This window comes from Azospirillum palustre (genome assembly GCF_002573965.1).
Classification (GTDB): domain Bacteria; phylum Pseudomonadota; class Alphaproteobacteria; order Azospirillales; family Azospirillaceae; genus Azospirillum; species Azospirillum palustre.
On the sequence record NZ_PDKW01000042.1, the window covers coordinates 687,205 to 711,458 of the forward strand.

Annotated in this window: 23 protein-coding genes; 13 read left to right on the forward strand and 10 right to left on the reverse strand. The window is 66.9% G+C overall.

What is annotated here, in order from left to right; genetic code table 11:
- Positions 1-39 precede the first annotated feature (39 nt).
- Both CRT60_RS20585 and CRT60_RS20590 read right to left on the reverse strand, forming a co-directional pair.
- The gene (locus tag CRT60_RS20585) at positions 40-435 is read right to left on the reverse strand and encodes a VOC family protein (protein WP_098738386.1); all 396 of its coding nucleotides are present in this window, start codon (positions 433-435) and stop codon (positions 40-42) included.
- A 32-nt stretch (positions 436-467) separates the two neighbouring features.
- Entirely contained in the window at positions 468-860 is a 393-nt protein-coding gene (locus CRT60_RS20590) for a c-type cytochrome (protein ID WP_098738765.1), read from the reverse strand.
- 514 nt (positions 861-1,374) lie between these two features.
- Between CRT60_RS20590 and CRT60_RS20595 the strand changes: the two genes are divergently transcribed.
- The 7 genes from CRT60_RS20595 (at position 1,375) to CRT60_RS20625 (ending at position 10,405) form a co-directional block, all read left to right on the forward strand.
- Complete coding sequence (locus CRT60_RS20595) at positions 1,375-3,039, forward strand: aromatic/alkene/methane monooxygenase hydroxylase/oxygenase subunit alpha (protein ID WP_098738387.1); 1,665 nt, start codon at positions 1,375-1,377, stop codon at positions 3,037-3,039.
- Between the two features lie 105 nt (positions 3,040-3,144).
- Positions 3,145-4,203, forward strand: a complete 1,059-nt coding sequence (locus CRT60_RS20600) for an NADH:ubiquinone reductase (Na(+)-transporting) subunit F (protein WP_098738388.1) — start codon at positions 3,145-3,147, stop codon at positions 4,201-4,203.
- A gap of 45 nt (positions 4,204-4,248) precedes the next feature.
- A complete protein-coding gene (locus tag CRT60_RS20605) occupies positions 4,249-5,388 on the forward strand; it encodes an aromatic/alkene monooxygenase hydroxylase subunit beta (RefSeq protein WP_098738389.1) in 1,140 nt (379 codons plus the stop codon).
- Positions 5,389-5,433: 45 nt separating this feature from the next.
- A complete protein-coding gene (locus tag CRT60_RS20610) occupies positions 5,434-5,790 on the forward strand; it encodes an MmoB/DmpM family protein (RefSeq protein ID WP_085086548.1) in 357 nt (118 codons plus the stop codon).
- A 197-nt stretch (positions 5,791-5,987) separates the two neighbouring features.
- Positions 5,988-7,628 (forward strand): molecular chaperone GroEL, encoded by a 1,641-nt coding sequence (groEL, locus tag CRT60_RS20615; RefSeq protein WP_098738390.1) that lies wholly within the window; start codon positions 5,988-5,990, stop codon positions 7,626-7,628.
- Positions 7,629-7,855: 227 nt separating this feature from the next.
- On the forward strand, positions 7,856-9,961 hold the full coding sequence (locus tag CRT60_RS20620; protein WP_098738391.1) for a sigma-54-dependent Fis family transcriptional regulator: 2,106 nt from the start codon (positions 7,856-7,858) through the stop codon (positions 9,959-9,961).
- A 63-nt stretch (positions 9,962-10,024) separates the two neighbouring features.
- A complete protein-coding gene (locus CRT60_RS20625) occupies positions 10,025-10,405 on the forward strand; it encodes a ribbon-helix-helix domain-containing protein (protein WP_098738392.1) in 381 nt (126 codons plus the stop codon).
- 27 nt (positions 10,406-10,432) lie between these two features.
- On the opposite strand, the gene CRT60_RS20630 is transcribed toward CRT60_RS20625, so the two are convergent.
- A complete protein-coding gene (locus CRT60_RS20630; protein WP_098738393.1) occupies positions 10,433-11,323 on the reverse strand; it encodes a LysR family transcriptional regulator in 891 nt (296 codons plus the stop codon).
- A gap of 184 nt (positions 11,324-11,507) precedes the next feature.
- Here CRT60_RS20630 and CRT60_RS20635 point away from each other — a divergent pair, with 184 nt between their 5' ends.
- Positions 11,508-12,629, forward strand: coding sequence for a 4-oxalomesaconate tautomerase (locus CRT60_RS20635; protein ID WP_204562035.1), 1,122 nt, complete (start codon positions 11,508-11,510; stop codon positions 12,627-12,629).
- Positions 12,630-12,658: 29 nt separating this feature from the next.
- On the forward strand, positions 12,659-14,038 hold the full coding sequence (gene dctA, locus CRT60_RS20640) for a C4-dicarboxylate transporter DctA (protein ID WP_098738395.1): 1,380 nt from the start codon (positions 12,659-12,661) through the stop codon (positions 14,036-14,038).
- Positions 14,039-14,111: 73 nt separating this feature from the next.
- Here dctA and CRT60_RS20645 read toward each other — a convergent pair whose 3' ends face one another.
- The 4 genes from CRT60_RS20645 to CRT60_RS20660 form a co-directional block, all read right to left on the reverse strand.
- Positions 14,112-14,774 carry an HAD family hydrolase gene (locus CRT60_RS20645; protein ID WP_098738396.1) on the reverse strand — a complete coding sequence of 221 codons (663 nt, stop codon included), beginning with the start codon at positions 14,772-14,774 and terminating at the stop codon, positions 14,112-14,114.
- A gap of 43 nt (positions 14,775-14,817) precedes the next feature.
- Positions 14,818-15,177 carry a type II toxin-antitoxin system RelE/ParE family toxin gene (locus tag CRT60_RS20650; RefSeq protein WP_098738397.1) on the reverse strand — a complete coding sequence of 120 codons (360 nt, stop codon included), beginning with the start codon at positions 15,175-15,177 and terminating at the stop codon, positions 14,818-14,820.
- Positions 15,174-15,428 (reverse strand): type II toxin-antitoxin system ParD family antitoxin, encoded by a 255-nt coding sequence (locus tag CRT60_RS20655; protein WP_098738398.1) that lies wholly within the window; start codon positions 15,426-15,428, stop codon positions 15,174-15,176. The genes CRT60_RS20650 and CRT60_RS20655 overlap by 4 nt, the downstream gene beginning before the upstream one ends.
- Positions 15,429-15,620: 192 nt before the next feature.
- Positions 15,621-16,487 carry an SDR family oxidoreductase gene (locus tag CRT60_RS20660; protein WP_098738399.1) on the reverse strand — a complete coding sequence of 289 codons (867 nt, stop codon included), beginning with the start codon at positions 16,485-16,487 and terminating at the stop codon, positions 15,621-15,623.
- Positions 16,488-16,593: 106 nt separating this feature from the next.
- Here CRT60_RS20660 and CRT60_RS20665 point away from each other — a divergent pair, with 106 nt between their 5' ends.
- The gene (locus CRT60_RS20665) at positions 16,594-17,499 is read left to right on the forward strand and encodes a LysR family transcriptional regulator (RefSeq protein WP_098738400.1); all 906 of its coding nucleotides are present in this window, start codon (positions 16,594-16,596) and stop codon (positions 17,497-17,499) included.
- 8 nt (positions 17,500-17,507) lie between these two features.
- Here the strand turns inward: CRT60_RS20665 and CRT60_RS20670 are convergent, their stop codons facing one another.
- Positions 17,508-18,416, reverse strand: coding sequence for a LysR family transcriptional regulator (locus tag CRT60_RS20670; protein ID WP_098738401.1), 909 nt, complete (start codon positions 18,414-18,416; stop codon positions 17,508-17,510).
- A gap of 123 nt (positions 18,417-18,539) precedes the next feature.
- On the opposite strand from CRT60_RS20670, the gene CRT60_RS20675 reads away from it, so the two are divergent.
- The 3 genes from CRT60_RS20675 to CRT60_RS20685 all read left to right on the forward strand — a co-directional run bounded on the left by CRT60_RS20675 (position 18,540) and on the right by CRT60_RS20685 (position 21,788).
- Positions 18,540-19,292 carry an SDR family NAD(P)-dependent oxidoreductase gene (locus tag CRT60_RS20675; RefSeq protein ID WP_098738402.1) on the forward strand — a complete coding sequence of 251 codons (753 nt, stop codon included), beginning with the start codon at positions 18,540-18,542 and terminating at the stop codon, positions 19,290-19,292.
- A 62-nt stretch (positions 19,293-19,354) separates the two neighbouring features.
- Entirely contained in the window at positions 19,355-20,080 is a 726-nt protein-coding gene (locus CRT60_RS20680) for an SDR family oxidoreductase (protein ID WP_098738403.1), read from the forward strand.
- 214 nt (positions 20,081-20,294) lie between these two features.
- Positions 20,295-21,788, forward strand: coding sequence for a M20/M25/M40 family metallo-hydrolase (locus CRT60_RS20685; RefSeq protein WP_204562037.1), 1,494 nt, complete (start codon positions 20,295-20,297; stop codon positions 21,786-21,788).
- Between the two features lie 107 nt (positions 21,789-21,895).
- Here CRT60_RS20685 and CRT60_RS20690 read toward each other — a convergent pair whose 3' ends face one another.
- Together CRT60_RS20690 and CRT60_RS20695 are read right to left on the reverse strand one after the other, a co-directional pair.
- The gene (locus CRT60_RS20690) at positions 21,896-23,035 is read right to left on the reverse strand and encodes a M24 family metallopeptidase (protein ID WP_098738405.1); all 1,140 of its coding nucleotides are present in this window, start codon (positions 23,033-23,035) and stop codon (positions 21,896-21,898) included.
- A complete protein-coding gene (locus CRT60_RS20695) occupies positions 23,035-24,246 on the reverse strand; it encodes a M20 family metallopeptidase (RefSeq protein ID WP_098738406.1) in 1,212 nt (403 codons plus the stop codon). Before CRT60_RS20695 ends, CRT60_RS20690 begins: the two co-directional genes overlap by 1 nt.
- Positions 24,247-24,254 lie beyond the last annotated feature (8 nt).

A 24,254-nucleotide genomic window follows, 5' to 3' on the forward strand; every position in this document is an offset into this window, starting at 1 on the left:
CTTCCCATGGTTCGGTTATTGTTGGGTCGAGGTTTGGACTTACCGGTAGCGGCCGTGGCGTTGCAGGACCTCGGTCTTGTAGCCGTCCGGATCGGTGACGAAGAAGAAGCGGGCCAGCAGCGTGCCGCCGGGAGCGAACTCCTTCACCGGCGCCACCGGGAAGCCCAGGGCCGACAGCCGGGCGTGCTCGCCGTCCAGATCGTCCACCGCCACCGCCATGTGGCCGTAGCCATCGCCATGGGTGTAGGGCGCCGTCCGGTCATGGTTGACGGTCAGCTCCAGTTCCATGTCGTTTTCGGCGTTGCGCAGGTAGATCAGCGTGAAGCCGTCGAAGCCCAGCCGCTCGGCCGGTTCCAGCCCGAAGGCCTTGGCGTAGAAGTCCAGCGACCGCTGTTCGTCGAGGACGCGCACCATCATGTGGATGATCTTGGCCATGATGCCTCCTGCGATGTCGGTGAGGGCCGGCGTTACTGTTTGGCGTTGGCTTCCAGGAACTGGACGATGCTCTTGCGGATGGCGTCGTCGTCCTGGTGGTAGTTCATGTAGCTGCCGGGAATGAACTGGTTGGAGTTGGCCAGCCAGTGCTCCAGATGCCCGGCGTCCCAGGTGAAGCCGGCACCGCGCAGCGCATCCGAATAGTCGAAGCCGTCGGCCGTGCCGGCCTTGCGGCCGATGACGCCGTACAGCGGCGGCCCGGCGCGCGGCCCGTCGTCCTTCTTCACCGAATGGCAGGTTCCGCATTGCTGGCGGAACAGCGTCTCGCCGTCCGCCGCCGCGGATTTTTTCGTGAAGGGGGAGAAGGGTATGGACAGAAGGAGCAGCAACATCACCCAGCGGTGCGGCGACATCCTCGCGTGCATCGCATGCCTCATCGTTTGAAAATCCTCCCGAATTCTTGGCCGAAACCTTTGGGCGCCGCGACTTCGGATCAGCCGGTGCGGCACCGTCGATGTGGATGGAGCAAGGGGCGTGCCATGCGACGTGAAACCGCTCTTCTTAAGGGGAAAGGCGGGTTTTGTGAGGCGTTGCGGGAGATCGCTGTCCCAACTGTTTCATTATGGGACACCCATGGTGCGACAGATCGTCCCATGATGAGACAGTGTGCTAGGCGAACATTCTTTAAAATCGCTTGTCCGGCTGTCTCCGGCACTCTGGCACGTCGATTGCTTTGTGGGGTGGGCGTTGCAGCCGCCCCGCTTCGGCGGCCGCAAAAAGCCTGAAGCTGCGGACCATCTTCGCCGCGCTGCTGTGCGGCCCCGGTCCGGCCGATGATCCCGCCCTTGAAACCTGCCGGTGTCCCGTCATCCGGCGTAAGCGGCCGACGCGATCCTTCAGGCCTGGATCAACATCATCAAAATCATGGGGAGAGACGACATGCCGGATGGATTGACGCTGAACAAGATCACCAGCCAGAAAGGCATCGGCATCACCGAGGCGGCCCGCCGCGTCGCCGATCTCGGCTGGACGCCGTCCTACGTCAAGGAGGCGATGAGCTTCCCGACCGACTACAAGATCTCCAAGGCGCCGCGCGATCCGATGAAGCAGGTGCTGCGCTCCTACTTCCCGATGCAGGAGGAGAAGGACAACCGCGTCTACGGTGCGCTGGACGCCGCGCTGCGCGGCGATATGTTCCGCAATGTCGAGCCGCGCTGGATCGAGTGGATGAAGCTGTTCCTGGCGATCATCCCCTTCCCGGAAATCTCGGCGGCGCGGTCGATGGCGACGCTGGGCCAGCTGGCGCCGGGCGACGATCTGCGCACCGGCTTCACCATGCAGATGATCGACGAGTTCCGGCACTCGACGATCCAGATGAACCTCAAGAAATGGTACATGGAGAACTACATCGACCCGGCCGGGTTCGACATCACCGAGAAGGCGTTCGGCAAATGCTACGCCACCACCATCGGCCGGCAGTTCGGTGAGGCCTTCCTGACCGGCGACGCCATCACCGCGTCGAACATCTACCTCCAGGTCGTGGCCGAGACCGCCTTCACCAACACCCTGTTCGTCGCCATGCCGTCTGAGGCGGCGCGCAACGGCGACTATGCCCTGCCGACCGTCTTCCTGTCGGTGCAGAGCGACGAATCCCGCCACATCGGCAACGGCCATTCCATGCTGATGTCGGTGCTGAAGGAGCCGGACAACCACCTGCTGCTGGAACGCGACATCCGCTATTCCTTCTGGCAGAACCACATGATCGTCGACGCTGCCATCGGCACGATCATCGAATACGGCACCAAGCACCGCGACAAGAACAAGGAATCCTACGCCGAGCTTTGGCACCGCTGGATCTTCGAGGATTACTACCGCACCTACCTGCTGCCGCTGGAGAAGTACGGCATCAAGATCCACCATGACGACGTCCACGAGGCATTCGACAGCATCGTCAAGAAGAACTACGTCCACAAGATCGCCCAGTTCTTCTCCGCCGGCTGGTGGGCCAATTTCTGGCGCATCGAGGCGATGACCGAGCGCGACTTCGAGTGGTTCGAAAGCAAGTATCCGGGCTGGTACGACGAGTTCGGCGTCTGGTGGGAGAATTACGCCAAGCTCAGCAAGCCCGGCAGCGTGCCGATCACCTTCGCCGACACCGGCTACGTCTATCCGCACCGCTGCTGGTCGAGCCTGGTGCCCTGCGTCATCCGCGAGGATTTCCAGATCGACGAGGTGGACGGCGAGCTGTTCACCTACGCCTCCGAGGTCGACCGCTGGACCCACAAGGAGGCGTTCGCCGCCGAATACCAGGGCCGCCCGACCCCGGCGATGGGCCGCTTCTCCGGCCGGCGCCAGTGGGAGGAGGTCTATGACGGCTGGGATCTCGCCGACGCCATCCAGGACATGGGCTTCGTCCGTCCCGACGGTAAGACGCTGGTCGCCCAGCCGCATCTGTCCTTCGAGGAGAAGGACATGTGGACGCTGGACCATGTGCGCGGCCACACCATCCGCAGCCCGCTGCTGGCGCTCCGCGAAATGACGCCGCAACAGCGTCAGGCGCATGTCGAGGAGTACCGCAAGGGCTTCAAGATCCGCCGGGTCTGATCTCCCGCCCCTTCACTCGGGTCCGCCCCCCTTTCCGGCTGGAGAGGGGGAACGGGATACCCTGCGGACTTTACAGGCGGACATCACCGCGGAGATCGACAGACCATGACCGCACAAGCGCTACAGAACAGCCCGGCCGTCCACACCGTCCGGCTGGAGCCGGTCGGCATCGAAATGGAGGTGGCGGAAGGGGAAACCATCCTCGACGCCGCCTTCCGCCAGGGCGTCTCGCTGATGCATGGCTGCAAGGAGGGGCAATGCTCCGCCTGCAAATGCCTGCTGATCGACGGCGACGTGGAGATGCTGAAATACTCCACCTTCGCGCTCTCCGATCCGGAGCGCGACAGCAACCACATCCTGCTCTGCCGCTCGCTGGCCTACAGCGACGTGGCGGTGGAACTGCTGAATTACGACGAGGATCTGCTGTCCCGCTCCATCCCGGTGAAGGACTTCAACGCGCGGCTGGCGGCGGTGGAACCGCTGACCCACGACATCGTCGCCATCGCGCTGGACCTCGACCAGCCGATGAAGTTCTGGGCCGGGCAGTATGCCGACATCACCCTGCCAGGCATCGGCCTGACCCGCTCCTTCTCGATGGGCAACCCGCCGGCGGACGGCAGCCGGTTGGAGTTCATCATCAAGAAATACCCGGACGGCGCCTTCTCCCGCCAGCTGGACGGCGGCCTGTCGGTCGGCGACCGGGTGAGCGTCCGCGGCCCCTATGGCACCTGCTTCCGCCGCGAGGGGCGGGAGGGGCCGATGATCCTGGTCGGCGGCGGGTCGGGCATGGCGCCGTTGCTGTCGATCCTGCGCGATCAGGCCGCCAGCGGCGAGACGCGGCCGGTGCGTTTCTTCTATGGCGCCCGCAGCCGCCGGGACCTGTTCCACCTCGACCAGTTCGAGGAGTTCGCCCGCCGTCTGCCGGACTTCGCCTTCATCCCCGCCCTGTCGCATGCCGAGGAGGGCGACGGCTGGACCGGCGAGACCGGCTTCATCCACGAGGTTCTGCGCCGGCACCTGTCCGGGATGGATGAGGTGGAGGAGGCCGAAATCTTCTCCTGCGGGCCGCCGCCGATGATCGACGCGGTGCTGCCGGTCCTGCAAATGGCCGGCGTCGATTCCGCGCGCGTCTATTTCGACAAATTCACCCCCGCGACCCGCTGAGACGGGCCGCTGAGGCGGGCTTATGCAAACACGGGAGGAACGACGATGACCATGCAGGAAACCGCATCCGCTGCCGCCGGGGCCAAGGTCTTTCCGGGCTCCGACAGCCGCCGCTACAATTACTTCGAGCCGAAGGGCCGCAAGGCGACCCATTACGAGGACGTGACCGTCGACGTCCAGCCCGATCCGGAGCGCTACCTGCTCCAGAACTGGATCATCTCCTTCGGCGACGGCACGCCGACATATTCCAAGGACTGGACCGCGCTGAAATGCACGGAATGGCACGGCTTCCGCGCGCCCGATCAGGAATGGGAACGCACCCATTACCAGCGCCAGTCGACCATCGTCGGCATGATCCAGAACGTGGTGGAGAACGCGCGCCGGGCCGGGGCGCCCCAGCGCTTCGACAAGGCCTGGGTCGCCGTGCTCCAGAACCATGTCGGCGCCTTCAAGCATGCCGAGTATGGGCTGGGCACCGCGCTGATGCGGGCGCAGCGCTACGGCTATACCCAGATGGTCAACAACGCCATCCTGACCAATGCCTCCTACAAGCTGCGCTTCGCCCAGGATCTGACGCTCTATCTGGCCGAGGTCGGCAGCGATATCGGCGGCTTCGATCTGGATGCCGGCAAGGCGCACTGGCTGGACGACCCGATCTGGCAGCCCTGCCGCGAGGCGGTGGAGCATATCCGCGCCGCCACCGACTTCCTGGAGCAGTACTTCGCCGTCAACCTCGTCTTCGAACCGCTGGTCGGCGAACTGTTCCGCAGCGGCTTCGTCATGCAGGTGGCCGCGGCGCAGAACGATTTCTCCACCCCGTCGGTCATCTCGGCAGCGGAAGCCGACTATGAACGGAACCTTGCCAACGCGGTGGAGCTGTTCGCCCTGCTGCTGCGCGATCCGGCGCATGGCGAGGACAATCGGACCATGCTGCAAAGCTGGTTCACCCATCATGGCGGGCTGGCGGTGAAGGCGGCCTTGCAGCTTCAGCCGCTGTGGTCGCTGCCGCGGGTCAAGGCGGCCAACTTCGTCGAAGCGTTCGAGCGCGCGCGCGGGCGCGTCGCCGCCATCGGGCGGGAGATCGGCATCGACGCCGACCTGCCGGCCCTGCCGCCGGTCGAGGTCGGGCAGGCCGCAACTCCGGCTGCTGTTACGGCCACAGTCACCGACGCTGCGGCCGAGTGATCTTTCCCGCATCTCCGCCGGCTTCCGCCACAAGAGGACAAGACCATGAGCGTCACCACCGTGCAGCAGCTTTTCAAGCCGCTGAAGGACATCACCCAGGACGGCACCATCTCGCACCAGTGCGGCGTGACGATGAACGACAGCGTCGAGGCGCGCTGCATCGCCGAGGTGATGGAGAGCAAGCCCGGCATCACCGTCACCTACCTGCCGGCGATGATCCGCATCGACGGCGAAGGCAAGATCGAGTTCAAGATGAGCGAGATCGGTGAAGCGCTGGGCCGCGAGATGACTCCGCACATCTTCGAGATTTCCACCTCCACCCACTATGGCCGCATGGTCATGATCGACGAGGACACCGTCGTCCTCTTCGGTAACATGGACGATGCGCTGGCGTACGAGTGAGACCTCCCTCTCCCGTCCCGGGAGAGGGAAGGGGCCCATGCGGAGCATGGGAAGGGTGAGGGGTGAGGCAAGGATCAAGATCCATGTCCACATTGCCCCTCACCCTCCCCACTTCGTGGGGCCCCTCCCTCTCCCGGGGCGGGAGAGGGCACTTGTTTATCAAATCCGCAAAATCAAAAATAGGAGGGAAAGTCGCCATGCCGAAGATGATGCTGCACCGTGCCGAGGCGCGGGCCGCGCTTGCCCGTGGGGTGGGCAAGCTGGCGCTGGCGGTGCGCGGCACGCTGGGGCCGAAGGGGACCAACGCGATCATCGACCGCCCCATCGGCACGCCGATGATCTCCCGCGACGGCGTCAGCATCGCCGCCGAGATCGAACTGCCCTGCCGCTTCGAGAATATGGGCGCCCAGGTGGTGCGCGAGGTGTCGAAACAGACCAACGACGTCGCCGGCGACGGCACCACCACAGCCACCGTTCTGGCCGACGCGCTGATCCAGGACGGTGTCACGGTGCTGGCGGACGGTCATGGCTCGGTCGAACTGGTGGAGGGGATGGAGCGCGCCTGCGGCTTCGTCGTCGACCGGCTCCGCCACATCGCCCGGCCGTTGGAAAGCCATGCCCAACTGGAGCAGGTGGCGACCGTCGCGGCGACCGATCCGGCGCTTGGCCGGCTGGTGGCGGACGCGCTGCGCCGGGTCGGGGTGGAGGGGGTGATCGACATCGAATACGGCCAGCCGGGCGCGCCGACGGCGCTGCATGTGCTGGAGGGCATGGTGCTGGACCGCGGTTTCCTGTCCCACCACATGGCGACCGAAGCGACCGGCCAGAGCGCGGTGCTGGACCGGCCCTACATCCTGATGACCGACCACAAGATCATCGATCCGGAACCGATCCTGCGTCTGGTCGACCGCATCGCCGCCGGGCACCGCCCGCTGCTGATCATGGCCGACAGCGTGGCGCCGGAGGTGGTGGCGGCGCTGATGGCGCTGCGCCGCGACGGGCGCGCCACGCTGGTGGCGATCAATCCGCCTGAATTCGGCCACTGGCGTCAGGCGACGATGGAGGACATCGCGATCCTTACCGGCGGGCGGGTGATCGCCCGCGACCTGGGCGGACGCCTCGACAGTGTGGCGGCGGAGGATCTGGGGGGCGCCGACCGCATCGAGGTGTCCGCCGGCCGGACCACCATCCTGCGCGGCCATGGCAATCCGGACGCGCTGGCGGCCCGCCGTGCCCTGGTGCAGCGCCAGTGGGAGGAGGCGCCGCCCAACATCGAGCGGGACAAGCTGTCCCAGCGGCTGGCGAAGCTGACGCACGGCACCGCCCTGATCGAGGTCGGCGGCGCCACCCCGGTGGAGCAGAAGCGCACCGCCCAGCTTCTGGAGGATTCGCTGGCCGCAGCCCGCGCCGCGCTGGCGGAGGGGGTGGTGCCCGGCGGCGGCACCGCGCTGGCCCGCGTCGCCCCGCTGCTCGACCGGCTGGCCGAGGATGTGGGGGAGGGTGAGAGGGCCGGGGTGCGGCTGGTGCGGCGGGCGATGCTGCAACCTTTGATCTGCATCGCGGAGAATGGCGGGCTGGACGGGGCCGGCGTCGCCGCCCGGACCGCCGAACTTCCCGACGGGTCCGGCTTCGACGCCCGCAGCGGCCGGTTCGGCGACCTGTTCGCCGCCGGCATCATCGATCCGGTCAAGGTCACCACGCTGGCATTGCTGAACGCGGTGTCGGTCGCCAAGCTGGTGCTGACCACCCACACCCTGATCGCCGACATCCCCGACGACGTCGATCCCACCGCCGGCCCGGCCCGCGGCGGCGGAATGGAACGGTACGGGCGGACCTGATCCTCTCCCGGCCGTAACACCCCACCTCCCCCTTCGGAGAGAAAGGCAGGAAAAAAGCCATAGAGTAATCCGCTACTACCGCTCCCGCTTCGGTTCGGCTTATGGTTTCTTATACAAACAATCCTTGATGCGGAGCTTATCCGGGTTGAGCCTCCGCATCCCTTGTCCAGAGACAATCGGCGCATCGGAAACACTCCACAGAAGACGCCGGGAAGCAGGGAGGGACAATGTTGGCCAACGAACAGGCTGGCGCCGGCCGTCTGGCCGTCGCTTCGCCGGCACCGGCGCTCCACGCTCTGGTGGATGGCGAAACGGTGACGATGAAGGCATGGGAGGATTTCGTTTCCGGCTCGCGCCGGGACAATCTGCCGGTGCGCGACGTGGTCATCCGATCCTGGGCGCGATGTCAAAGCTTCCTGGTCGACGCGCGGGCGGATGCCGCCCCGGTGATTGGCCGCGATCATATCGAGGCGCTGCGCCGCGACAACCGCGACCTGCTCCAGGCGGCGGCCACGACCCTGGCGGAGGCGGCGGACCTGCTGTCCGGCACCCGCACGGTGATGCTGATCACCGATGCCAACGGCGTGGTGCTGGAGGCGGCCGGCGACCGTGCCACCTTGAGCGTGGCGCGCGACATCAGTCTGGCCTGCGGTGGCCAGTGGGGCGAGACCTTCGCTGGGACCAACGGCATCGGCACGGCATTGGCGTCCAAGCAGCCGGTGCTTGTCCAGGCGGCGGAGCATTATTGCGCCGGCATCAAGGGATGGAGCTGCGCCGGGGCGCCGATCCACGACCCTGTCGACGGATCGGTCGTCGGCCTGCTCGACATCTCCGGCCTGAAGCAGAGTTTCACCGGGCAGGCGCTTGCCCTGGCCGTGGTCGCCGCCCGGCAGGTGGAATGGAACCTTGCCCGCCAGACCGAAGCCGAACATGTGCGGCTGCTGGAGGCCTGCCTGGAGGACAGCCAGAAATATGCCGGTGAAGGGCTGATCGCACTCGATGCCCGCGGACGCCTGCTTTATGCCAGCCGCAAGGCGGCGCATCTGCTGAAGGCCAGTTTCGGATCGGATCTGCCGCAGCTGAACCGGGGGACGAGGCTGCCGATAGCTGGGATCGCGGGCGGGCCCGGAGGTGGGGCGGGGGACCGGTTGCCGGTTCCGGCCGACTGGGTCCGGCCGCTGATTCTGGATGGGGAACGGCGAGGAACGCTGCTGGTCATCCCCGCTGCGGCATCGGGCCGCCCATCCGCCGGACGGCGTGCGGTGCCGGACGAGTCCGACCACAGCCGCTCGCGCTTCGCCGACATCGTCGGCGACAGCGACAGCCTGCGCATGGTGATCGGGCAGGGGGAGCGTCTGGCGCCGCTGCCGGTCCCCATCCTGATCGAGGGCGAGACCGGCGTCGGCAAGGAGCTGTTCGCCCGCGCCCTCCACGGCCACAGTGCTGCGGCCGTCGGTCCCTTCGTGCCGTTCAACTGCGGTGCCGTCTCGCGCGAGATGCTGGGCAGCGAGCTGTTCGGCTATGTGCGCGGCGCCTTCACCGGCGCGGCGGCGGAGGGGCGCATCGGCCGTTTCGAACTGGCGGACGGCGGCACGCTGTGCCTCGACGAGATCGGCGAGCTGCCGCTCGACCTTCAGCCTTACCTGCTACGGGTTCTGGAGGAAGGCGTGCTGTACCGCATCGGCGACAACGTGCCGCGCCGGGTGTCGGTGCGGCTGCTCGCCATGACCAACCGGAATCTCCGGCAGGAGGTCGCCGCCGGCCGCTTCCGCCGCGACCTGTACCACCGCCTCGCCGTGACCGCCCTGCGGGTGCCGCCCCTGCGCGACCGCCATGGCGATGTTCCCCGCCTGATCTCCCACTTCAACGGCCTGCTGGCGCAGCGGCACGGCCGGGCGCCCGTCCGCTTCACCGCGGCGGCGCTGGATCTCCTGCAACGCTACGACTGGCCGGGCAATGTCCGGGAGCTGCGCAACGCGGTCGAACGGGCGGTCCTGCTGTCCACCAGCGGCAGCATCGGCATCGACGACCTGCCGGACGAGCTGCGCGATGCCTGCGGTTGCGTGGCGGCCGATGGGTGGCCGTTGCTGGGTTCCCCGGCCCCGCCCATCGTGGCGCCCGGCGCCATCGCATCGACTCCTGGGGCGGCCCCAACTGCGGCCCCAACGGCAATGGCGCTGACGGAGACCGAACAGAGGACCATCAAGGACGTGATTGCTGCAACCGGCGGGAACCTGTCGGATGCGGCGACCGTCCTCGGCATCTCGCGCAGCACGCTGTACCGGAAAATGAGCCAGCACGGCATTCAGCGCATATCCGCCGGAAAGGCATGAAAAGCCGCTCCGTCCGAACCAGCGGCAGCTAGGTTGAAACCGCGTTCAAGGAAGGATGGGCGCATGTGCCAGATCTTCGTCAACGCCGATCCGATCCTGTACGAGGCACGGTCACGGTCGGTGCGCATTCATGGCATGGTCACCAGCATCCGGTTGGAGAACCTGTTCTGGAACGTCCTTGCCGACATCGCCGCGGAGCAGGGGACGACGACGAACAGGCTGATCCTGTCGCTGTACGACGAGGTGCTGGAGGCCCATGGGGCCGTGCAGAATCTCGCCTCCTTCCTGCGGGTCAGCTGCGTGCGTTACCTGACGATGAAGCCGCAGATGCTTCTGCCCGGACAGTCCGGCGGCCTGCAGGAGGTCGCGGACCCGTCGTCCGCCGCCGACGGCGCGTCGGTCGTTTCGCTGCGGCGGGATGGGCGGCAGCAGGACAGGGCGTGACGGCGGCCTTCCGGTCACAGCTGCCGGTCACAGCCGCCAGGAGCCGAGCAGGACTTCGAGAAAGCGCGCCGCCATCGGTGAGAGGATGGCGCCATGCCGCCGGACGACGCCGATCGTCCGGGAGATCTTCGGATGGCCCAGGGGTAGGGTCAGGATGATAGGATGGCCGGAGGACGGCGTGGCGAGCTTGGGAAGCACGGCGACGCCCAGCCCGGCCTCCACCAGACCGAGCGAACTTGCGAGGTGCGTGATCTCGTAGGACCAGTTGAGCTTCAAGCCGTGCTGCGCCAGCGCATTGTCGATCAGCGCCCGGTTGCCGCTGGTCCGCCCCACGGTGATGACCCGGTGGGCGGCCAGTTCGTCCCAGTTCACCACTGTGTGGGTTGCCAACGGGTGATCGTGCCGGCAGGCGACGACGAAGGGGTCCTCGGCCAGCGGCGTGAATTCGATGTCCGGGTGCGAGGTGCCGATGAAGTTGATGCCGAAATCGGCCTCGCCGCGCGCCACCGCCTCCAACCCCTCGTTGGCGCCGAGATCGAGGATGCGGATGCGGATCCGCGGGAACGCGCTGCTGAAGCGGCTGATCGCGTTGGGGAGGAAATAGAACACCGCCGTCGGAACGGAGGCGATGGTGATCTGGCCGCCGCTCCGTGCGCCGAGATCGCTGATCCCCAGCAGCGACGTCTCGAACTCATCCAGGAAGCGGCGGACCTTGGGCATGAAGTCGCGCCCCACCATCGTCAGCGCGACATGGCGGGTGGAGCGTTCGAACAGTGCCACGCCCAGCGTGTCCTCCAGCTTCTGGATGCGGCGGCTGAGCGCCGGCTGCGACAGGTTCAGAAGCTCGGCAGCGCGGTTGAAGCTGCCCAACTCCGCCACGGCGATGAACGCTTTCAGATCGACCAGTTCGAAATTCATGCCCAGCTCCGCAGGATTTATGCCCGGCTCCGCAGGAATTTTGCCCAGCGTCGCTGGCGGCACATTGATGCGTTAAGTGGAATAATACTGCGAATCAATGCATTTCACAAATATCGTTCGCGGACAGAATATCGGCGCATCGGCTTTCTTCGCCCACCGGCGACCCCAAGAGAAACCAAGCGCCATGACAAATTCGATGAACCGCCAGATCGGCATTCCCTGCGTGATGATGCGCGGCGGGACCTCTCGCGGCCCCTTCTTTCTGGCGTCCGACCTTCCTGCCCTTCCGGCGGAGCGCGACGCCCTCCTGCTCTCGGTGATGGGGGCGGGGAACGATCTGGGGATCGACGGCATCGGCGGCGGCAACCCGCTGACCAGCAAGGTCGCCATCGTCGGTCCCGCCACCAGGGCGGGCGCGGATGTGGACTACCTGTTCGCCCAGGTGCGGGTACAGGAGGGGGTGGTCGACACCTCGCCCAACTGCGGCAACATGCTGGCCGCGGTCGGCCCCTTCGCCATCGAGTCCGGACTTGTCCCGGCGGCGAACGGCGTCACGGTGGTGCGCATCCACAACGTCAACACCGGCAAGCTGATCGAGGCCCGCATCCAGACCCCCGGCGGCCAGGTGGCCTATGAGGGCGAGGCCGTCATCGACGGCGTGCCCGGCACCGCCGCCCCCATCCATCTTGCCTTTCTCGACGCCGCCGGCGCCAACACCGGCCGGCTGCTGCCCACCGGATCGCCGGTCGACCTGATCGACGGCATCCCGGTGTCCTGCGTCGATGCCGCCATTCCGGTGATGCTGGTCCGCGCCGCCGATCTCGGCAAGACGGGGTACGAGCCGGTGGACAGCTTCCGGTCCGACCGGGAATTCATGGCCCGGCTGGAGGCGCTGCGCGTCGAGGCCGGCCGCCGCATGGGCTTTCCCAACGCGGCCGGGATGGTGATTCCCAAGCCGGTCCTGCTGGCCCCGCCGACGCGCGGCGGCACGCTGACCGTGCGCTATTTCATGCCGCATGATTGCCATCGGGCGATGGCCATCACCGGCGCCGTCGCCACCGCGACCGCCTGCACCATTCCGGAAACCGTGGCCGCCGCCCTGGTGGGGCGGTTCACCATGCCCGGCGACATCACCTTTGAACATCCGGCCGGCCGGCTGACTGTCCGTCTCGACGCCGGCCGTCTCGAGGCGGGGGACGGCCGATCCGCGCCGACCGCCAGCATCCTGCGCACCGCGCGGCGGCTGTTCGAGGGAACCGTGTTCGCCCGCCCATCGACCCCGTCGCGGACCGCCATGGCGGCCTGACGTCACAAAATCAGAGAGGAGGAAACACCATGCGTCCACAAACGGGGACCGATACCCTGACGCCGGGCAAGCCCAAGGCCATCTACAAGGCGCTCTATTTCCAGGTCGTCGTCGGCCTGACCCTGGGCATCCTGGCCGGTCATTTCTGGCCCGATTTCGGCGCGGGCCTGAAGCCGCTGGGCGACGGGTTCGTCAAGCTGGTCAAGATGATGATCGCGCCGGTGGTCTTCTGCACCATCGTCAGCGGCATCACCAGCCTGAACGACACCCGCGAGATCGGCAAGACGCTGGTCAAGTCGATGGCGCTGTTCTACGCGCTGACGGCGGCGGCGCTGCTCATCGGGCTGGCCGCGGTCATGATCATCGAGCCCGGCGCCGGCATGCATGTGTCGCCGTCGTCGCTCGACCCGGCGGTGGCCGCGCGCTACGCCAAGCAGGCGGCCCCGGTCGGCTTCACCGACTTCCTGCTGCACATCATCCCGCATTCCTTCTTCGGCGCCTTCGCCGAGGGCGAGGTGCTGCCGGTGCTGCTCATCTCCGTGCTGGTCGGCTTCGGCCTGACGCGGGTCGGCAAGGCCGGCGAGCCGGTGGTGCAGGGCATCGAATCCTTCTCCCACGTGCTGTTCGCCGCCTTCGGCTTCATCATGAAGCTGGCCCCCATCGGTGCGTTCGGCGCGATGGCCTTCACCGTCGGCAAATACGGCATCGACAGCATCGGCTCGCTCGGCCTGCTGATCCTGACCTTCTATGTCGCCTGCGGCGTCTTCCTGGTCGCGATCATCGGCACGCTGGCCCGCCTGCACGGTTTCAGCCTGTGGAAGGTCCTGCGCTACTTCCGCGAGGAGCTGCTGATCGTGCTCGGCACCTCCTCCTCCGAGCCGGTCCTGCCGCGCGTCTTGCAGAAGCTGGAAGCGCTGGGCTGTAAGAAGGGTGTTTCCGGCCTGGTTCTGCCGATGGGCTATTCCTTCAACCTCGACGGCACCGCGATCTACCTGACCCTCGCCTCGCTGTTCATCGCCCAGGCCTGCGACATCCACCTGTCGGCCGGTCAGATCGTCGCCATGCTCGGCGTCATGCTGCTGACCTCCAAGGGTGCCGCCGGCGTCACCGGCAGCGGCTTCGTCGCCCTGGTCGCCACGCTGACGGTGATGCCTGACCTTCCGGTTGCCGGCGTCGCGCTGCTGGTCGGCATCGACCGCTTCATGTCCGAAGCCCGCGCCCTGACCAGCATCATCAGCAACTGCGTCGTCAGCATCGTGGTGTCGATCTGGGAGGACGCCTGCGACCGCGAGGTTCTGCACCGCGAGCTGAACCAGAGCAGCGCCGGCACCGAGCGCGTCCTGGAGGGGATGGGCGACATCCCGGTCATGCCGCTGGCCGCCCGCGCCCCCGCCCATCCGTCGCACTGAACGCCCGACAATGGCCCGGCGATGGGTGCGGAGGACCGGTCGCGAACCGGCCTTCCGCACCCATCATGCGGTTTCAAAGCGTGGCAAGGGCTGCGGGCAGGTCACGCAGATCGGCGACGGTCAGCGTTCCGTCGGGGAAGGGGTGGCGGCCGTCGGCATCGCGCACTCCGACGAAGTGCAGGTCGAGAGCGGTCGCCGCCGCATAGTCCTGAACGGCATCGCCGACGAAGGCAACGCGGCCGGGACGCAGGCCGTGGCGTGCGATCAGCATGGCAGCCGTCTCCGCTTTGCTTGGCGGGCTGCCGTGGACGGACACGAACCGGTCGGTCATGCCCCGTCTCTCGGCGATGCGCAGCATTTCCTCATGCGGCGTCGCGGAAATGATGAACAGGGCGGGCCGGCCGGCATGGGTGGCCAGGAAGTCCGTCGCGCCGGGAATTTCGGCGCAGGCGATCACCGCCTCCTCCACCGCTGCGGCAAAACCGGCGACCATCCGGTCCAGCCGGTCCTCGTCCAGAGCGCGGCCGAGAATGTCGCGTTCGAAGCGCGCCAGCTTTTCCCGCCGCGGCATGCCGCCATTGTCCCGGTGATAGGCGCGGATGGCGTCCTGAACCTCCGGCCCCTCATGGGCATACAGCGTGGCGAAGGTTTCACCCTTCAGGTCGTTGGAATCGCACAGCACGCCGTCGAAATCGAAGATGATGGCGTCCCACCGTTCCTGAAGCCTGCCGTCCATCCCCTATTGTCTCCTGATCTCGATTGTTGAAAAGCGATGCCGGTCATGAGAGGCCGGTCAAGGATCGGGCCACCTTGCGCCGCGGTTCCATGCCTTCATGAAGCACACGCAGGATGATCGTGCCGATTGTCCCATCGGGCAGGAGCCCGGTCGTGTAATAGAGGCAGTGCGCGGCAGCACCGCGCCGGCCTGCTGCCAGTTCCAGATGAAACAGACGAACGTCTGGACCGAGTTCCGGACGCGGCAGCATTCCCGGCCGGTCAGGGGCCTCGGCAACCATCTGCATCGCCTTTTCGATCAGCGTTGCATAGGTGCGCAGTTGGGCGGTTCCAAACCGTGTCCGCGTCATGCGCAGGATATCCAGGATGTCGCGCTCGGCTGGAGCGGTGAGCCGGTGGCTCATTCCCGAGCAACCTGCTCGGCAATATCCAGGGCTGAGCGGGAGGAGAAATCGCCTTGCGCCGCCGCTGCAAGTCCGGCAGCGACCTCGCGCCGCAGGATGGCTATCTTCTCCTGCTCCTGGGCGCGATCCCGTTGCAGCAGGCGCAATGCCTCGCGCACCACTTCACTAGACGATGCATAGCCGCCCGTCGCCACTTCATGCTCGACGAAATCGACCATCTCGGACGGAAGACTGACATTCATCGTCGCCATGGGTGGCTCCTCGTCATGACCGACTGCCAATATGGAAGGCATGGCAAAATTTGTCAAAGGTTCGCCCTGTTTGGGGGCGGGGCGCCATACGCGAGCTTCTTTTACAAAGTCCGACAGCAGGCCGGGGTAAAGGTCTCCGTTACCCTCAAAGCCGCCGTCGAGCTTTGCAACCGACCCGAGGATCGTGAGGTTTCAGGCCGCAGCGAGCGCGGCGGCGAAGCTGTGGTAGCTGTGCAGCGGGCGGCCCAGCAGCCCGGTCAGCCGTTCGACATCGCCGACTTCGGGGATCATGCCATCGCTGACGTAGCGCTCGGCCATCAGGCGCATTTCATAGGCGGTCCATTTCGGCATGAAGGAGGCCATGGTCTGCTCGAACCCGCTGGGATCGTCGCCGCCATAGACCACGGTGCGACCCAGCAGATCGGACCAGATCGCCGCCACCTGCGGACCCGTCAGCGTGTCGGGACCGACGAGGTTGATGATGTCCACCGGCAGTTTTCCTGGCGCCCGGTCACGACGGATCAGTTCGATGGCCGCGACCTCGGCGATGTCCCGCGCATCGACCATCGCCACCCCCTTGCTGCCGATCGGCATCGGGTAGACGCCGTGGCCGGTGATCACGTCCTTGATCATCAGTTCGTTGTCGATGAAGTAGGACGGGCGCAGGATGGTGGCGCTGAAGCCCATCCGGTCGAGCATGCGCTCGGCGCCGAACTTCACGGCGAAATGCGGCACGTTCACCGCACGGTCGGCTTGGAACACGGACTGATAGACTACCCGTTCGACGCCGGCTTCCCGCGCGATGTTCAGTGTGACGAGCGCCTGGGTGAACTCGTCGCCGGTGACGGCGTTCAGCAGGAACAGGGTGCGGACGCCGCGGAAGGCGGCACGCAGCGCATCGATGTCCAGCATGTCGCCCTGGGCGACTTCCACACCGGCGGTGAAAGCGGCTTTCGACGGGTCGCGGGTCAGCACGCGCACGTCGGCGCCGCGCTTGACCAGCTGGTCGACGACATGGCGGCCGACACGGCCGGTGGCTCCGGTAACGAGGATGGTCATGGGGTTCACTCCGCTTTGGGGGTTCAGTTGACGCTCTTGACTTTACCGATCCATGCAGGGTCCGATAGGCGGCGAATTTGGACGGATCGTCTCATTGGTGGAACGGATGGACCTGCTCGCCCTGGCCGATTTCAATCTGGTCGCCCGCCATGGCGGGTTCGGAAAGGCGGCGCGCGCGGCCGGTCGCCCGAAGGCGACCTTGTCGCGGCGCGTCGCGGAGTTGGAGGCAAGCCTCGATCTCCGCCTGTTCGAGCGGGGTGCCCGGACACTCAAGCTGACGGCGGAGGGCCAGGCGCTGTTCGAGCGGACCGGTGTATTGCTGACCGAACTCGACGAGACGGCGAAGGCAATTGCATCCGGCGGCCACAGCCCCCGCGGACGGTTGCGGATCAGCGCGCCGCTGCTGTTCTCGCAGACCGCCATTGGCAAGCTGGCAGCCGGATTTTTACGCAAATACCCGGAGGTCCGGCTTGAGATCGTCACGGAGGACAGGGCCGTCGACATGGTCGAGGAAGCCTATGATCTGGTCATCCGCGTCAATCCAGACCCGGACGCGGGCCTTGTCGGGCGCGTCTTCCTGCGGGACCGCCTCGTTGTCGTGGCAAGCCCGGACCTGCCGTTTCCCCCCGGCAACGACACCGTTCCTGTCGTCACCCGCGGATCGCCGGGGCAGGCCGGACCCAGGTCCGGATCGTGGGAGATCGCGACATCGGCCGGACCGTCGAGCATCATGGTCGAACCGGTGCTCAGCCTCTCGTCCTTCGTCATGGTCCGCGATGCGGTTCGCATGGGTGTGGGGGCTGCCCGCCTGCCGCTGTCGCTCGCCAGCGCGGATCTGGCCGCCGGAAAGTTGGTGAGATGGGGCGATTTGGCCGGGTCCGAGACGGAGTTGTGGGTGCTCTACCCGACGCGGCGGCTGCTCAATGCGCGCGTCTCCGCCTTCCTGGAGCATCTGAAGTCGGCGTTTCCGCAGGGAACCCCGGAGGAGCTTGCGGCTTACGTCGAGGGGTGACGGGGTGGTTATCCGGACTTCGCTCCCTCGCGGTGGCGGCGCACATGGTCGATCAGGGCGCGGAGCTTGGGCGTTACCGTGCGCCGGCTCGGAAAATACAGGAAGAAGCCGGCAAAGGGCGGCAGCCAGTCGTCGAGGATCGTGACCAGTTCACCGCGCTCAAGATAGGGCTGGAACGTCTCCTCGATCCCGAAGGTGATGCCGGCGCCAGCGAGCGCCGTGCGAAGCATCAGCAGCATGTCGTTGGTGGTGATCTGCGGCTCGACCGACACGTCGAAGGCGTGTCCGTCCTTCTCGAACTCCCACCGGTAGGGGGCCGTGTCAGGTTGCGGCCGCCAGCCGATGCAGCGGTGGCGGACGAGATCGCGCGGGTGCTCCGGCGTCCCGTGACGGGCGAGATAGCCGGGTGTTGCCACCGCGATCTGGCGCTGGTCGCCCGTCAGCGGCACCGCGATCATGTCGCGCTCGATGACCTCGCCGAGACGCACGCCCGCATCGAAGCCGGCAGCGACGATGTCGAATTCCAGATCGGTCACCGTCACGTCGAGGGAGATGCCCGGACAGGCCTCGCTGAAGGAGGCGATCAGCGGCCCGGACAGGAAGCGCTCGGCAATCGAGGTGGCGGCGATCCGCAGCAGGCCGCGAGGTTCCGCCGCTGAGCCGGACGCCGCATCGATGGCGCTCGCGATTTCGGCCAGCGGGGTGGAGATCTGCGCCAGCAGGCGCTCCCCGGCTTCGGTCAGCCGCACGCTGCGGGTGGTGCGCAGGAACAGCGCCTGTCCCAGCGCCGCCTCCAGGCGCTGGACGCCCTGGCTGACGGCCGAGCGCGTCACCCCGAGGCGGTCGGCCGCCGCACGGAAATTGCCGGTCTCCGCCACCGCGGCGAACAGGGTCAGGAGGTTCAGGTCGATCTGCATTGGTTAGCTGTTCTAACCACAGCGTCCAATAATTGGCAAGTTATCTCGACAGCGGCCGAATGCCACCTTCTGGGCATGGACGGCAGGCGAGCACATCGCTTTGCCGTATTGAGGGAGACCGCAATGACCAATCTGCCAAACACCTACGATCTGACCGGCAAGGTGGCACTCGTGACCGGCGCCCGTCGCGGCATCGGGCGGGCCGTGCTCGATCTGCTTCGGATCCGCGGCGCGCGGATCGTGGCGACCGACCTGTCCGACGAGGTCCGGTCGCTCGAATCCGACGAAGTCGCCACGCTGGTCGGCGACGTCTCGGACGAGGGGCTTGCCCAGCGTTCGGTCGATCTCGCCAGCGAGCGCTTCGGCCGGCTCGACATCGTCGTCTGCAATGCCGGACGGACCCTGAACAAGCCGCTGGCCGAAACCTCGGTCGAGGAATACGACCGCATCTTCCAGATCAACGCCCGCGGCGCCTTCGTCACCATCCGTGCGGCGATGCCGCTGATGGAGAGCGGCGGCGGCGGTGCCGTCGTCATCAACTCCTCGCTGTCGGCGACGACAGCCTTTCCGACGCAGGCTGCCTACGCCTCGTCCAAGGCGGCTTCCGCGCAGCTCGCCCGCATCGTCGCCGTCGAATATGGCCGTCGCGGCATCCGCTGCAATGTGGTCCTGCCCGGCGTCATCGACACCGACATCATGGAAGGCGTGGTCGAGAACGGCCGGGAGATGCTGCGGAGCTTCGGCGATGCCCACCCGGTCGGCCGCATCGGCCGTCCTGAGGAGGTTGCCGAGGCAATCGCTTTCCTGGCCTCGCCGGCCTCCAGCTTCATCACCGGCGCACAGCTTTTCGTCGATGGCGGCTACACGGCGCAGTAACCGCCGCCGGCAGTCGACCGCAACCGTCGAAATCCAAATCCATTGAAATACAGGGAATCGTCATGACCATCGACCAAGTCGTTCTCATCACCGGTGCGTCCAGCGGCATCGGGGAGGCCACCGCGCGCGTTCTCGCCGGGGCTGGCGCCACCCTGATGCTGGGGGCGCGGCGAACCGAGCGGCTCGACGTACTTGTCCAGGAAATCCAGGCGAAGGGCGGTAAGGCCGCCGCCCGCGCCCTCGACGTGACCGACCGTGCCAGCATGGAAGGCTTCGTTGCCGAAGCCAGGGACCGCCTAGGCCGCGTCGATGTCCTCGTCAACAATGCCGGCGTGATGCCGCTCTCGCCGCTCGCCTCCCTGAAGGTCGAGGAATGGGACCGGATGATCGACGTCAACATCCGCGGCGTCCTCCATGGCATCGCCGCCGTCCTGCCGGTCATGGAGGCGCAGGGAGGCGGGCACGTCGTCAACATCGGTTCGGTCGGCAGTTTCGAGGTGGTGCCGACTTCCGCCGTCTACAGCGCGACCAAATTCGCGGTGCGGGCCATCACCGACGAATTGCGGCAGGAAAGCGAGACGATCCGTACGACCTGCATCTATCCCGGCGTGACGCGCTCCGAACTCGCCGACACCATCACCGACGAGACCGCGGCCCGCGCGATGGTCGAATACCGCCGCAACGCAATCGAACCGGAAGCCATCGGCCGGGCCGTCCTCTTCGCCATCGAACAACCGCGGGATGTCGGGGTCAACGAGATCACTGTCCGTCCCGTCGCCCGCAGTTGACGGCAGGGCGCGCCGATCCGTCGGGAGTTGCCGGGGCTGTTCGCCCCGGCCGCCTGCTGCGCGTCATGCACAGGTCAGACCCGTGAAAACGGGTGATAAACTTGACGGTGCCTGCAATTCCTTCGTAAAAATTACGTCATGAATACGTAAGAGGGAAGAAATGTCGGGCAGCGAGAAATTTTCTCTTAAACAAGCGCTTCTCATCGGCGCGTGCATGTTCTTGCCGGTACAGGCGGGTGCCGCGTCGCCATCCACGGATACGCTCGCAGCCAAGCACGCGTCTGCGAATTACAAGGAATTCGTCGAGCTTCTCGCCCTTCCCAACGATGCAGTTGTTCCAGCTGACATTCAGAAAAATGTCGCATGGCTGGAGCAGGCCTTCCAGAAGCGCGGCTTCCAGGCGCGTGCGTTGGCGAACAACGGCAAGCCGATGCTGTTTGCGGAACTGCCCGGCGCCGACCCTGCCAAGAAGACCATTCTGTTCTACGCCCATCTGGACGGCCAGTCGGTCACGCCGCAGCAGTGGAAGCAGAAGAGCCCCTGGGACGCGACGCTGAAGCAGAAGACCGACAAGGGCGAGTGGGAGACGATCCCGCTGGAGAAGCTGTACGGCGAGCAGGTCGATCCGGACTGGCGGCTGTTTGCGCGGTCGTCGTCGGACGACAAGGGTCCGATCATGATGCTGCTGACGGCGTTCGACGCGCTGAAGGAGGCCGGCCAGAAGCCCAGCGTCAACGTCAAGATCATCCTCGATTCCGAAGAGGAAAAGGGGTCGCCGTCGTTGGGCGAGGTGATCCGGCAGAATGCCGAGCTGCTGAAGAATGACGCGCTGCTGGTGCTGGACGGCCCGATGCACCAGAGCAACAAGCCGACGCTGGTGTTCGGCAACCGCGGCGTCGCCCAGGCGACCCTGACGGTCTTCGGTGCCAAGCAGGGCCTGCACAGCGGCCATTTCGGCAATTATTCGGCCAACCCGGCGATGCGGCTGGCGCAGCTGCTGGCGTCGATGAAGGACGAGAACGGCCGGGTCACCATTCCCGGCTATTACGACTCCGTGAAGATCGACGCGGCGGCGGAAAAGATCATGGCCGCCGTCCCCGATGACGAGGCGGCGCTGCGCAAGCGGCTGGGCATCGCGCAGGCGGAAAAGGTCGGCAAGAATTATCAGGAGGCGCTGCAATACCCGTCGCTCAACGTCCGTGGCATGGCGGCCGGCGACGTGGGCGCCAAGGCGCGGACGATCATTCCGGAAAGCGCCGTCGCCGAACTCGACCTGCGCACGGTTCCGGAAACGCCGCCGGAACAGCTGATCGGCATGCTGAAGAAGCATATCGAGGCCCAGGGCTATCATCTGGTCCAGGGCAATCCGACGGACGAGGACCGGGCCAGGTACGACAAGCTGGCCTCCCTGGCTTCGGAGGAGGTTTCCGCCTCCAGTTCCGCGGCGCGGACCGACATGCAGGCGCCGGTCGGCGACTGGCTGTACCGCTCCTTCAAGGCGACCTACGGCGAGGAACCGGTGCGCATCCGCATGATGGGCGGCACGGTGCCCACCGGAGCGGCGGTCGAGGCGCTGAAGGTGCCCTTCGTCATCGTCCCGCTGGTGAATGCCGACAACAACCAGCACAGCTACGACGAAAACCTGCGCGTCGGGAACTTCGTATCGGGCGTGAAGGGCCTGATCGGACTGCTCCAACAGCCGTTCTGATCGCCGAAGCGGCGCGCCCGGGCCCCCCGGCCCGGCGCGCCGTTTTCCGCATATGGCTCAGGTCTGGCGCGACACCTGACCGAACCGTGTTCGACACCGTGGTGGGCTCAGCCTTCCATGGGCCGGCGCGGGCAGGCCGTCAGCCGGCGGGGTTCAGTGTCGGTCACGAGGACGGTCTCGCTCACAGCGACGCCGCGCGCCGACGCGTACATGTGGAACACCTGCCCCGCTTCCAGACGGAAGTCGGCACCGGGGTGGAAGGACTGCGAGAAATCGCTCGGCCGCGGCGTGCGAGCGTAGAGGCCCATGGCGTAGCCGGTCACGTTGCCGTAATCGGCCCGCAACCCGGCGTCCAGCACCGCCGTGCGCAACAGGGCATCGACATCGCGGGCCGCAACTCCCGGCCGCATGGCGGCGATCTGCCGGTCCTGAAGCTCCGCCAACTGATCGAAGGTCTCCCGCGCCCCGGCCGGCGGGTTACCGACGAAGACCGGCCGCATCAGCCGGGCACCGTAGTTGCCGACCCGCGGCGTCAGCTCGACATGCAGGATGTCGCCCGGCATCAGCGTCCGGTCGAGGCCGCTGCCGTGCAGGAAATCGACATGGCCGCCGGTTCCGTGGCCGCCCGACACCAGGATCGGCCCCGGTCCGCCATCGTCGGCGCCGAGCCAGAGCTGCGCCGCGGCCGCCGCCGCCGCCACTTCCCGCACCGGCCGGCCGGGAGGCACATGGCCTTCCAACCCCAGCATGCACCGTTCGGCGATGGCAGCCGCCGCCGCGATGGCGTCGATCTCGTCGGCGAACTTGCAGGCGCGCAGACGGTCGCTCACCCCCGGCATCGGGACGAAGCGGGCATCGGGGAGCAACTCGGCAAGGCACTGCGCGGTGGCGGCGGTATGGCCGTAGGACACCGGATCGACGCCGATCCGCGCTCTGGAGAAGCCACGCGCCGCGAGCGCGTTCGCCACCGCGCCATGCGGATCCTCGTGGTCGTCGAAGGTCGTCACGTCGTCGAACCACACCCCGGCGCGGCAGGGGCCGGCATCGATGGAGCGCAGGACGAAGCAGGGATCGCCCTCCATCGGCACGATGACGGCGCGGTAGAGCGTTTCCGACACGGTGTAGCCGCCAATCCAGGCGATCAGCTCGGCATGGTCGGCCAGGAAGGCGTCGCAGCCCTGGGCCGCCATGGCCTCGCGCAGCCGGGCGATCCGCGGCGCGAAGCGTGCTGCGGACGAGCCGGCCATTATCCGCAGATCTCCAGGATGGTCAGCATGTAGACGCGGATCATGTCGAGATAGTCGTCGATGTCGACCCGCTCGTCCGGCATGGTGTTGTAGCGGCCGCCGGGACCGCAGACGACGCCCTCCATGCCGCCGGAATGCTGGAGATGGCCGGCGTCGGTGCCGTAGAAGCCGGGCGGGGTGATGGCGCCGGTCGGCTGGTCGGTACCGCGCACCGCGCGGTAGGCGCGGTTCACCGCCTGGACGATGGCGCTGTCCTTCGCCACCTCGAAGGTCGGCATGGTCGGGGTGCCGCCGCGGTCCTCGGAGAAGACGCTGGCCTTCAGGCCGGGGAAGCGCGCCTCCAGCGCGTCCAGCTCGCGCCGCAGGTCGGCCAGCGCCCCCTCCTCGCTCTGGCCGGTGGCGTAGCGGGCGGACCCCTTGATCCGCACGAAGTCGGCGACCTGCGGCGAGCGCCACTCGTGCAGCTCCTTGCCGAGTGCGCCATGGACGACGCCGACATGGACGCGGTTGATCGTGGCATGCTCCGGCGACTTGGCGCCGGACAGGGCGAGCGCGTTCAGCCGCGGGATCAGGTCGCAGGCGGCGGAGATGGCGTCGACCGCCTCCTCGCGCTTGGACAGGTGGCGGGTGTCGCCGACCAGCTCGATGACGAAGCTCAGCGCCGCCGCGTGCATCGTCATCGCCTGGAGGTCGGTCGGCTCGCTGTTGATGAAGCAGTCGGCGCGCAGCCCCTGCTCCATCAGCGCCAGCGTGCCGACGCCGCCCTGAAGCTCGCCCACCACATAGGTCAGGATGACGTCGCCGCGCAGCGTCACCCCGGCGTCCATCAGGGTCTTCACCGCGCAGAAATAGGCGGCGTCGCCCGCCTTCATGTTGGAGCAGCCGATGCCGTAGATGAACCTGTCGTCGATCTTGCCGCCCCAGGGATCGACGGTCCAGCCCTCGGTCACCGGGTTGGTGTCGATGTGGCCGTTGAACAGCAGGCTTTTGCCGCCGCCGGTGCCGCGCCAGCGGCCGACGGCGTTGACCCGCCCGCCGGGCACCGGCGTCAGCTCCGCCTCCAGCCCCAGACCCGACATCGAGGCGGCCATGAAGCGGGCCAGTTCGCGCTCGCCCTCGGTCTGGCTGTAGCTCTTGTGCTGGACCATCCGGGCGAGGAAGGCGAGGGCGGCATCGGTGTCGAGACGGGCGAGAATCTCTGCGGTGTCCATGGGGGAGG

Bases quoted from the DNA above. Each gene is read 5' to 3' on its own strand.
- CRT60_RS20585 (WP_098738386.1), bottom strand. From the start codon at position 435: ATGGCCAAGATCATCCACATGATGGTGCGCGTCCTCGACGAACAGCGG.
- CRT60_RS20590 (WP_098738765.1), bottom strand. From the start codon at position 860: ATGCACGCGAGGATGTCGCCGCACCGCTGGGTGATGTTGCTGCTCCTT.
- CRT60_RS20595 (WP_098738387.1), top strand. From the start codon at position 1,375: ATGCCGGATGGATTGACGCTGAACAAGATCACCAGCCAGAAAGGCATC.
- CRT60_RS20600 (WP_098738388.1), top strand. From the start codon at position 3,145: ATGACCGCACAAGCGCTACAGAACAGCCCGGCCGTCCACACCGTCCGG.
- CRT60_RS20605 (WP_098738389.1), top strand. From the start codon at position 4,249: ATGACCATGCAGGAAACCGCATCCGCTGCCGCCGGGGCCAAGGTCTTT.
- CRT60_RS20610 (WP_085086548.1), top strand. From the start codon at position 5,434: ATGAGCGTCACCACCGTGCAGCAGCTTTTCAAGCCGCTGAAGGACATC.
- groEL (WP_098738390.1), top strand. From the start codon at position 5,988: ATGCCGAAGATGATGCTGCACCGTGCCGAGGCGCGGGCCGCGCTTGCC.
- CRT60_RS20620 (WP_098738391.1), top strand. From the start codon at position 7,856: ATGTTGGCCAACGAACAGGCTGGCGCCGGCCGTCTGGCCGTCGCTTCG.
- CRT60_RS20625 (WP_098738392.1), top strand. From the start codon at position 10,025: ATGTGCCAGATCTTCGTCAACGCCGATCCGATCCTGTACGAGGCACGG.
- CRT60_RS20630 (WP_098738393.1), bottom strand. From the start codon at position 11,323: ATGAATTTCGAACTGGTCGATCTGAAAGCGTTCATCGCCGTGGCGGAG.
- CRT60_RS20635 (WP_204562035.1), top strand. From the start codon at position 11,508: ATGACAAATTCGATGAACCGCCAGATCGGCATTCCCTGCGTGATGATG.
- dctA (WP_098738395.1), top strand. From the start codon at position 12,659: ATGCGTCCACAAACGGGGACCGATACCCTGACGCCGGGCAAGCCCAAG.
- CRT60_RS20645 (WP_098738396.1), bottom strand. From the start codon at position 14,774: ATGGACGGCAGGCTTCAGGAACGGTGGGACGCCATCATCTTCGATTTC.
- CRT60_RS20650 (WP_098738397.1), bottom strand. From the start codon at position 15,177: ATGAGCCACCGGCTCACCGCTCCAGCCGAGCGCGACATCCTGGATATC.
- CRT60_RS20655 (WP_098738398.1), bottom strand. From the start codon at position 15,428: ATGGCGACGATGAATGTCAGTCTTCCGTCCGAGATGGTCGATTTCGTC.
- CRT60_RS20660 (WP_098738399.1), bottom strand. From the start codon at position 16,487: ATGACCATCCTCGTTACCGGAGCCACCGGCCGTGTCGGCCGCCATGTC.
- CRT60_RS20665 (WP_098738400.1), top strand. From the start codon at position 16,594: ATGGACCTGCTCGCCCTGGCCGATTTCAATCTGGTCGCCCGCCATGGC.
- CRT60_RS20670 (WP_098738401.1), bottom strand. From the start codon at position 18,416: ATGCAGATCGACCTGAACCTCCTGACCCTGTTCGCCGCGGTGGCGGAG.
- CRT60_RS20675 (WP_098738402.1), top strand. From the start codon at position 18,540: ATGACCAATCTGCCAAACACCTACGATCTGACCGGCAAGGTGGCACTC.
- CRT60_RS20680 (WP_098738403.1), top strand. From the start codon at position 19,355: ATGACCATCGACCAAGTCGTTCTCATCACCGGTGCGTCCAGCGGCATC.
- CRT60_RS20685 (WP_204562037.1), top strand. From the start codon at position 20,295: ATGTTCTTGCCGGTACAGGCGGGTGCCGCGTCGCCATCCACGGATACG.
- CRT60_RS20690 (WP_098738405.1), bottom strand. From the start codon at position 23,035: ATGGCCGGCTCGTCCGCAGCACGCTTCGCGCCGCGGATCGCCCGGCTG.
- CRT60_RS20695 (WP_098738406.1), bottom strand. From the start codon at position 24,246: ATGGACACCGCAGAGATTCTCGCCCGTCTCGACACCGATGCCGCCCTC.